Source organism: Gemmatimonadales bacterium, assembly GCA_030697825.1.
Classification (GTDB): domain Bacteria; phylum Gemmatimonadota; class Gemmatimonadetes; order Gemmatimonadales; family JACORV01; genus JACORV01.
In genome coordinates this window covers 1-8,015 of sequence record JAUYOW010000276.1, presented here as the reverse complement: position 1 = coordinate 8,015, position 8,015 = coordinate 1, and the positions used below count along the sequence as shown (strand labels likewise).

The 8,015-nt window shown below is 71.4% G+C and carries 8 protein-coding genes; 5 read left to right on the top strand and 3 right to left on the bottom strand.

The genetic code is table 11. The features are described 5' to 3' along the window. Positions 1 to 1,432: DUF4382 domain-containing protein (locus Q8Q85_13560; protein MDP3775284.1), on the bottom strand; the 1,432-nt coding region annotated here is incomplete at its 3' end. Between the two features lie 135 nt (positions 1,433 to 1,567). Here Q8Q85_13560 and Q8Q85_13555 point away from each other — a divergent pair. From Q8Q85_13555 to Q8Q85_13540, 4 genes are read left to right on the top strand one after another with little or no spacing between them, the layout of a single operon-like run. Next, positions 1,568 to 2,113 (top strand): RNA polymerase sigma factor, encoded by a 546-nt coding sequence (locus Q8Q85_13555; GenBank protein ID MDP3775283.1) that lies wholly within the window; start codon positions 1,568 to 1,570, stop codon positions 2,111 to 2,113. Beyond that, complete coding sequence (locus tag Q8Q85_13550) at positions 2,103 to 2,678, top strand: isoamylase early set domain-containing protein (protein MDP3775282.1); 576 nt, start codon at positions 2,103 to 2,105, stop codon at positions 2,676 to 2,678. Before Q8Q85_13555 ends, Q8Q85_13550 begins: the two co-directional genes overlap by 11 nt. Continuing rightward, positions 2,675 to 3,322, top strand: a complete 648-nt coding sequence (locus Q8Q85_13545) for a hypothetical protein (protein MDP3775281.1) — start codon at positions 2,675 to 2,677, stop codon at positions 3,320 to 3,322. Before Q8Q85_13550 ends, Q8Q85_13545 begins: the two co-directional genes overlap by 4 nt. A gap of 19 nt (positions 3,323 to 3,341) precedes the next feature. Further along, a complete protein-coding gene (locus Q8Q85_13540) occupies positions 3,342 to 4,487 on the top strand; it encodes a glycogen-binding domain-containing protein (GenBank protein MDP3775280.1) in 1,146 nt (381 codons plus the stop codon). A 31-nt stretch (positions 4,488 to 4,518) separates the two neighbouring features. On the opposite strand, the gene Q8Q85_13535 is transcribed toward Q8Q85_13540, so the two are convergent. Then, a complete protein-coding gene (locus Q8Q85_13535) occupies positions 4,519 to 5,901 on the bottom strand; it encodes a M24 family metallopeptidase (GenBank protein MDP3775279.1) in 1,383 nt (460 codons plus the stop codon). Then, the gene (locus tag Q8Q85_13530; GenBank protein MDP3775278.1) at positions 5,898 to 7,592 is read right to left on the bottom strand and encodes an amidohydrolase; all 1,695 of its coding nucleotides are present in this window, start codon (positions 7,590 to 7,592) and stop codon (positions 5,898 to 5,900) included. The genes Q8Q85_13535 and Q8Q85_13530 overlap by 4 nt, the downstream gene beginning before the upstream one ends. A 94-nt stretch (positions 7,593 to 7,686) precedes the next feature. On the opposite strand from Q8Q85_13530, the gene Q8Q85_13525 reads away from it, so the two are divergent. After that, entirely contained in the window at positions 7,687 to 7,863 is a 177-nt protein-coding gene (locus Q8Q85_13525) for a hypothetical protein (GenBank protein ID MDP3775277.1), read from the top strand. Positions 7,864 to 8,015: the final 152 nt, after the last annotated feature.

The window sequence follows — 8,015 nt, the reverse complement described above, 5'->3', positions numbered from 1 at the left end:
ACGGAGTCACTGTTATCGTCGCCGTCCCCGTTTTCCCATCCGCCGCCGCGCTGACGGTCGCCGTCCCCGCATTGATCCCGCGGACGATCGCGTAGTTGTTCCCGACGCCGGCTACCCAGATGAGGCGCGCGACCAGAGTGTCGCTGGTGGTCCACGAGTAGGTCCGGTTCGCGATCGGGGCCCCCAGCGGATCGCGCGCGAACGCGAACAGGCCGAGAGTGTCGTTCCGGGCGATGGTGGCGGCGGGGGGCGAGATGGTCACCGAGCTGACGACCGGCGGAACACCGGGCACTACCCTGATGAAGAGCGTGGCGCTGGAGCCGTCGCCGCTCACCATTATCCGCGCGGTGCCGAGCGAGCGTCCGTACACCAGGGCCTGAGGGCCCGAGTACAGCTGGTACACCGGCGCGATCCCCGAGTCCAGGCTCGTCCAGGTGACGCGCGGGTTGGGGATCGGCCCGCTGGGGCCCACGACAGCGGCGGTGAGGACGATGCTGTCGCCCCGGATGAGGGAGTCGGGCAGCGGCGAGACCTGGATGGTGCCGGCCGAGAGCCTTGGGAGCGAGATGCTGACGCGGGTGTCCTGGCCCGCCTCCACGTTGAGGCTCCCAATCACGCCCGGGGTGAACGGCGACGCCCGGGGCGCGTCGACCCGCACGATGTAGCTGCCGGGGAGGAGGTACGCGATGCGGAACTCGCCTTGCGCATCGGTCTTCCCGGTCGCGACCACCGTCCAATACGCGTCGAAGAGCGCGACGTTGCCTCGGAACACCGTGACCGTTACGTCCTTGATGGCCTCCGGGAACTGTACCAGCGTGTCGCCGCGCACCACGCCGCTGATCGAGCCGGTGGCCGACTTGGTCACGGCGCGGAAGACCGGGCTGAAGACGAAGCTCGAGCACGGCGCGTCGCATAGGAAGCTGCGCCCCACGTCGAAGTCGATGACTATCTGCGCCCCGGTGTCCGACACGCCGAGCGGGTCCTCGACGTAGGCGTACAGCGTCGGCCGGCCGGCGCTCGATTGCCAGGCTACGGGCATCGGCTGGCCGTTCTTGGCCGTGATACTCGACGAGTCGGTGTCGAGCACCATGCGGACTGCCCGGTACTGGCCGGCCGGGATGATCTTCCCGCCCAGCGTGTCCGTGACGCCGCCCTGGAGGTCGATCAGGTTGTACGCCTGGTGCGGCTCGGCGATCGTCACCCAGTCCGGGTTGAGGTCGTTGGTGTCGAGCGAGGTGCTCGCCTGGATGCTGACGATGTAGAGGTCCACGCGCGCCACGGAATCGTACGGGAACGGAGCGTCGGTGATCTCGACGGTCGTGAAGGGGGCGCCGTATGGCCTGAGGTTCGGGCCGGTGGTATCGTCCTGATAGCAGGATCCGGCGACGAGGGCGGAAGCGAGGGCGATGGCCGTGGTGAAGGTGGTGCGCATCTGGACTCCATCATGAGCGACTTGGACGCGGTGGGGCAACCTCAACATGAAAGACCCGGCCGGCGCCGGTCTGGTCACCGGCGGCACGACGCCGGGGCGCGGTGACGCGTGGGGGGCGCCGAGGGTCTTACCGGTGTGGGCCCCGATGACGCGACGATCGTCCGACGCGTGTTGGCGGGCGATGTGGACGCGTACGCGGTGCTCGTGGCGCGGTACCGCGACCGCTTCGTGCGGTTCGCGCTGCGCATGCTGGGCGACCGCGAGGACGCCGAGGAGGCGATGCAGGATGCGTTCGTCCGCGCGTACCGGTCCCTGTCCAACTGCCGGGATCCTTCCCGCTTCGGCTCGTGGCTGTTCCGGATCCTCGCCAACCGGTGCCGGACTCACGGCGCGATCACCCGCCGGAGGGGCCGGACGTTCGTGCGCGACGAGGTCGCGCTTCAGAGTGCCGGTGCGGCGCCCGCCTTCGACGGGGGCGCCTGGCGGGAGGAGCTCGAGCGGGCGCTGGCGCGGCTCGACCCGCTGTATCGGGAGGCGTTCCTGCTCAAGCACGTCGAGGAGCTGGAATACGACGAGATGGCGCGGGTGACGGGCGCGGGCGTATCCGCCCTCAAGATGAGGGTCAAGCGCGCCTGCGACCGGCTGCGCGAACTGTTGCAGGAGGTACAGAGTGAGGCATGATGACGCTGACCTGATCCGCCGGATCGCGGCCGAGCTGAAGCAGGCGGTGCCGCTCGACGCGGGCTTCGACACTCGGGTGATGGCGGAGGTGCGCAGGTCGTCGTCGAGGCCGGCGTGGATCCGGGCCTGGGAATGGGCGCGCGAGCCTCGCTCGTTCGCGCTGTCGCCGCTTGGCGGCCTGGCGCTGGCGGCCGGCGTCGCGGGAGTCGTGACGCTGGGGGTGTTCGCGCGATCGACTCGCGCGCCGGCATCGGCGGATGTCGCGGCGGAGGAATCCGTGCCGGCCGTGCAGTTCGTGCTCCACGCCCCCGAGGCGCGCGCGGTCGCGCTCGCCGGTGACTTCAACGGGTGGGACGCTCGCCGCACGCCGCTGGCGCGGGCCGGGTCGGGGCTGTGGGCAGTCGAGGTGCGGCTCGCGCCCGGTCGCTATACTTACACGTTCGTCGTGGACGGTCTGCGGTTCGTCGCCGACCCGGTTGCGCCCCGCGCCATCGGCGACGATTTCGGCGTCCCGTCGTCGGTGATCACGGTCGGCGCACCGCCGGCCGCGGGGAGGGCGCTATGAGGCGGGCTCGATTGATCGGAGTCGTCGCGCTGGCGCTCGCCGTGTCCGCGCGGCCCGGGCGCGCGCAGGACCCGCGGCTCGCGGGGCGGCTGGATGCGGGCACGCGGGCGGCGGTGGAGGCGATCGTAGATTCGGTACGCGCGCTCGGTGTTCCCACGGACCCGCTCATCGCCAAGGCGCTCGAAGGAGCCAGCAAGAACGCGCCGGGCGCGCGCATCCTGGCCGCGGTGCGGCGGCTCTCGGGCGAGTTGGCCGCGGCGCGGGGCGCGCTCGGCGCCGCGTCCTCTACGGCCGAGCTGGTGGCGGGCGCGGCGGCCCTCCGCGCCGGCGCGCCGGTGACGGCGCTCCAGCGAGTGCGCGCCGTGCGTACCGACGAGACGGTCGCCGTGCACTTGGCGGTCCTCGCCGACCTCCTCGCTGACGGCGTGCCTCCGGATACCGCATCGCTCGCAGTCGTGGCGCTGGCGCGCGCGGCGCTCCGGGACGCCGAGCTGGTCGCGTTCCGGCAGAGCGTGGACCGCGATATCGCGCTGGGGGCCCCTCCGGGCGCGGCGGTCGCCGTTCGAGTGAATGCCACCGCCCGGGACCAAGTGCTGGGCGCCGGAGCGTCCTCGCCGGGCCCGGCGCGGCCGCGCCGGCCGTAACAGCCGCCGCCGCACGAACGTGAGGCTGGCCCGGCCGCTCTCCGCGCTCGGTCTGGGTGCGGTGTGCGCGCTGGCCCGGATCCCCGCCCTCACCGCACAGGTCGTCAACACGCTCGATGCCGGCGTGTCCATCGTTCGCTACGACGGGTTCCTCTCATCCGGCGCCGCGTCGATCAGCCCCGCGCTCCGCATCGAAACCCCACGCTTCTCCGCCGGCGCCCGCGGGACCCTCCTCGTCTTCGAGAGTGGCAACCGCAGCCTCCAGGGATCGTTGAGTGGCGCGGCGTTCTCTCCCGTGGTGGGGCCGCTTCGGGCGGAGGTCGCCGGCGACGTGGGCACGAGCTCCTACGCGGAGTTCGCGCGGTTCGCACATCTGCTCGGCGAGGTTCGGGTGCACTGGATGTCGCGCCAGCGGGGAATGTGGGCGGGCGCGACAGGCGGGCGCGCCTACCGCGCGGACACGGCGTACGCGACGCGCGGGTGGCAGGCGGGCGCGTGGGTGCGATCGGGAATCATGTGGCTCAGCGGGTCGTGGGCAACCATGCGCGTCGGCGACACGGTGTACACCGACGCGGGGGGGCGCGCGCGCTGGACCCGTGGCCGCCTCGAGGCGGACGGCAGCCTCGGTGCGCGGTTCGCGAGCCGGGGCGGCGGACGCGGAGCGTACGGCGAGGTGAGCGCGGTGGCCTGGCTGTCCGACGGGCTCGCGCTCGTCGCGAGTGGCGGCCGCTATCCGAGCGACCCAGCCCGCGGCAGCATTCCGGGGCGCTATGCCACCGTGGCGATGCGCCTCGGCCAGCGCGCGAAGGCGCGCGCGCGCGTCGCCGAGCCACAGCGCCTGCTGGCCGGCCGCGTGCGCCCGCCCGACAACCCGACGGCGCTCGCCGGCGTGCGCTTCGAGCTTGGACATGCCGAGGACGGCGCCCACGCGATCCGGATCCACGCGGCGTCGGCGAGCCGGGTGGAGGTCATGGGGGACTTCAGCGACTGGCAGCCGATTCCGCTGGTGCGGGCGGACGGCGTGTGGGAGGTGACGCTCCGGCTCAAGCCGGGCTTGTACCGCTTCAACGTGCGGGTTGACGGCGGAACCTGGGGGGTGCCCGCCGGAGCGGAAGCTGCGGCCGACGACTTCGACGGCGTCGTCGCCACGATCGTGATTCCCTGAGCGCGACCCGCCGCGGCGGCGGCGGCCCGCCTCACCTCACGAGATGAAAGTCGGTTTGCCGACGCAATGCCCAGCGGACCGCACCGTCCGGGCCCACGATGGCATCTTCCTCCTGCGATGACTTGACCGCCTGACCGCCCCACTCCGGCACGGGGGTGCGGGCTTCGAGCTCAATCGAGAACCAGGTATTCGCCAGCACCGGGACGTCGCCGCGGCCGGGAACGCCTTCCTGCCGGTCCCACAACCCGATCAGCGGTCCGGCGCCGTGCCCGTGGTCGCCGATGGGGTGGGAGTAGACGGTGCCGGTGATCCCGTCGGCCCGCATCGCCGCCAGCGATGCGGCGAGCACCTCGTTGCCGGTCCGTCCAGGACCCATCCCGGCGATGACGATGTCTTGGAGCCGGTTGCTGGTCGCGAGGGCCCGGCGGATCCCCTCCGGCGGCTGGGTTTCGCCGCGGCGGAGCACGTAACCCATGTGCTGAGTGTCGGTCTTGAGCCCCATCGCACTGACACCGAAGTCGATGTGCAGCACGTCGCCCGGGAGGATGATCGGATTGGGTAAGGAATCAGGATTCACGCCGCGGCGCTGAACGTCCACGGTGGTCTGGAACCAGGTGCCGAGGCCGAGGTCGCTCAGGCGCTCCCGGGTCCACCAGACGACGTCGTCGGTGGTCGTCACGCCGGGCGTTATCACCTGACGCGAGAACGCCGTGCGGATGATATCGTGCGCGATCTCCTGCAACCGCACGTACCACGCTTCCATGTTGGGTGCGCGGAGGGCGATGTACTCGAGCGGGAGGAGCTCCGCGCGGCGCACCCGCGCCATCAGCTCGGGCCCGAGGGCCGCCTGGAGCTGCTCGTACTCGCCGGCGGAGAGCCCGTCCGAGAACGCGTGCGTGGCCGAGATGTCGATCGCGATCGCAGCCGGGTTGCGCGTCTCGACGAGCCGCCGCAGCAGCGCCCACTGGCCCTGGCCCACCAGCTCGCCGCTCGGCACGGTGGAGTCCCGGAACGCGGCGAAGAGTCCGCCCTGCGAGCTGCCGCCAAGGGCGAGGCGCTCGAACGGCTGACCGGGGCCGCGATCGTTGAAGACGTAGATGGTGCGCCGGCGGCAGGCGAAGGTCGTCGCCGAGACTATCGAAAAGAAGACCGGGTCTTCGTTATACTCGCGGCAGTCCACGATCCACATCTGGACCCCATGCCTGCGCATGAGCCCGGGCAGGATGCTGTCGAGACGGTACTGGAGCCACTCCTGCTGGATGCGCGCCTGTTCCCTGAGCGGAGGGAGTGGACGGATCTGGGCTCCAACGGGCCAAGGCGCCAAGGCGCCAAGGAGAAGCGCCGCCGAGAGCGCCCTGCCCACTACCCCCTGCCGACCGCTGCAACTCTGCAACCCTGCAACTCTACCGCTCACTGACCCCTCCCAGCCTCGTAGACGACCTCTCCCCCCAGTACCGTCATCAGCACCCTCGTATCGAGTATCTGGTCCGGGGCCACGCGCATGATATCCTGATCCAGTACCACGAAGTCCGCGTACTTCCCCGGCGTCAACGACCCGCTCACGTCCTCCATGAACGAGGCGTACGCCGGCCAGATCGTCATGCTCATCAGCGCTTCCTCGCGGGTCATCCGTTGCGCGGGGAACCAACCTCCCGCGGGCCATCCGCCGGCGTCCTGGCGCGTCACCGCCGAATGGAACGAAATGAGCGGGTTCCAGTGCTCGACCGGCGCGTCGGAGCCGTTGGGTATCACGACGCCCGTTTCCAGGAGGGAGCGCCAGGCGTATGCTCCCTGAACGCGGGTCCAGCCGAGGCGGTTCATGGCCATCGGCGCGTCGCTGGTCTGGTGGCTCCCCTGCATCGACGGGATGACGCCGAGCTGCGCGAAGCGCGGGATGTCCTGGCGGTGGATGACCTGCGCGTGCTCGATCCGGAAGCGGTGGTCGGCGACCGGGACCTGGAGCAGCGCGGGCTCGAACGCGTCGAGCACCGCGCGGTTCGCGCCGTCGCCGATGGCGTGGACGTTGAGCTGGAAGCCGGTCTGGAGGGCGCGCACTGCGGTGCGCCGGACGACGTCGGCGGGCGTCACGGTGAGGCCGTGGTTGCCCGGCTCGTCGCTGTAGTCCTCGAGCAGCAGAGCGCCTCGGGAGCCGAGCGCGCCGTCGGCCGAGAGCTTGATGGCCCGGATCCAGAGCCGGCCGCCGTACAGCGCGCTCTGCGGCCCGCGCCCGAGCAGGTGCTCGAGGGTGGCGCTGTCCTCTCGGATCATGACGTAGTTGCGCAGCGAGTAGCGGCCCGTGCGGGCCAGCTCCTCGTAGAGGGCGATGGAGGCAGAGTCCACTCCCGCGTCGTGGACGCCGGTGAGTCCCCATCGGCTGGCCTCCGCGAGGGCGGCGAGCGCCTGGGCGCGGCGCTCCTCCATCGAGGGCGGCGGCACCACACGCGAGACGAGCCCCATCGCGCGGTCCACGAGCACTCCGGTCGGCGAGCCGTCAGGGTTCCGGATGATCCGCCCGCCGTCGGGGTCGGGCGTGGAGGCGGTGACACCGGCGAGTTGTAGTGCCCGGGCGTTCACCCAGGTCGCGTGGCCGTCGACCCGGGTCATCACGACCGGGTTGTCGGGGACGGCTCGGCTCAGCGCCTCGTGCGTCGGGAAGCGGGTATCGGCCCACTCGTTCTGGTTCCATCCGCGGCCGCGGATCCACTCGCCCGGGCGCACCTCGCGCGCCCGCGCCGCCACGCGCTGGACGACCGCGTCTTCGGAGCGGGTGCCGACCAGGTCTAGGTTTCGCAGCGCCGCGCCGACTCCCATGAAGTGGAAGTGCGCGTCCACCATGCCGGGGATGATGGTGCGCCCGGGCAGGTCCAGCACCCGCGTCCGGGGCCCCCGCAGCACCATCGCGCCGCGGGTGCTCCCCACGAAGACCACGCGTCCACCTTGCACGGCGAGGGCCTCCACCCGGGGCCGGGTCGGGTCCACGGTGTAGATGCGCGCCCCGGTGATGATGAGGTCGGCGGGCGAGGGGCTGGCAGGGGCCGGCGCCTGGGCGTGGAGCGAGGTGGCCGTCGCGGCGAAGAGCAGGGACCAGACTGAGATGCGTGGCATCGACGGTCTCGTTCGGTTTCGGTGGTATCAGCGCGTGAGCGCCGTCATATTGTCGTGGGCGGGGTGAAGCTATGTCATTAGGCCATGTCGCGGAATGCCTCGCTCGCGCTCATCGTGGCCGGCTCCCGCTCTGAACACGTGCAAGACCAACCGGACCGCGACGACGCCGGGCGGCGGCAACATCGCGGTGAACACGACCGCCTTCGACGCCTCGGGCGCCAAGAGCGGGGCGGGCGGCGGCGAACGGCGGTTCACCACCGGCGAGTATTAGCCGTTGGCCGTTAGCCGTTGGTTTCAGCTTGCCGCGGCGCGGCGCTGCCGCCCGATCACCGCGTCCGCCTCCCTTAACCTCGCGCTCAGCAGGCGGATGACGCCCTCCGCGATCTCCACCTGCTCGTGCAGGATCTCGTAGAACTCCTCGCT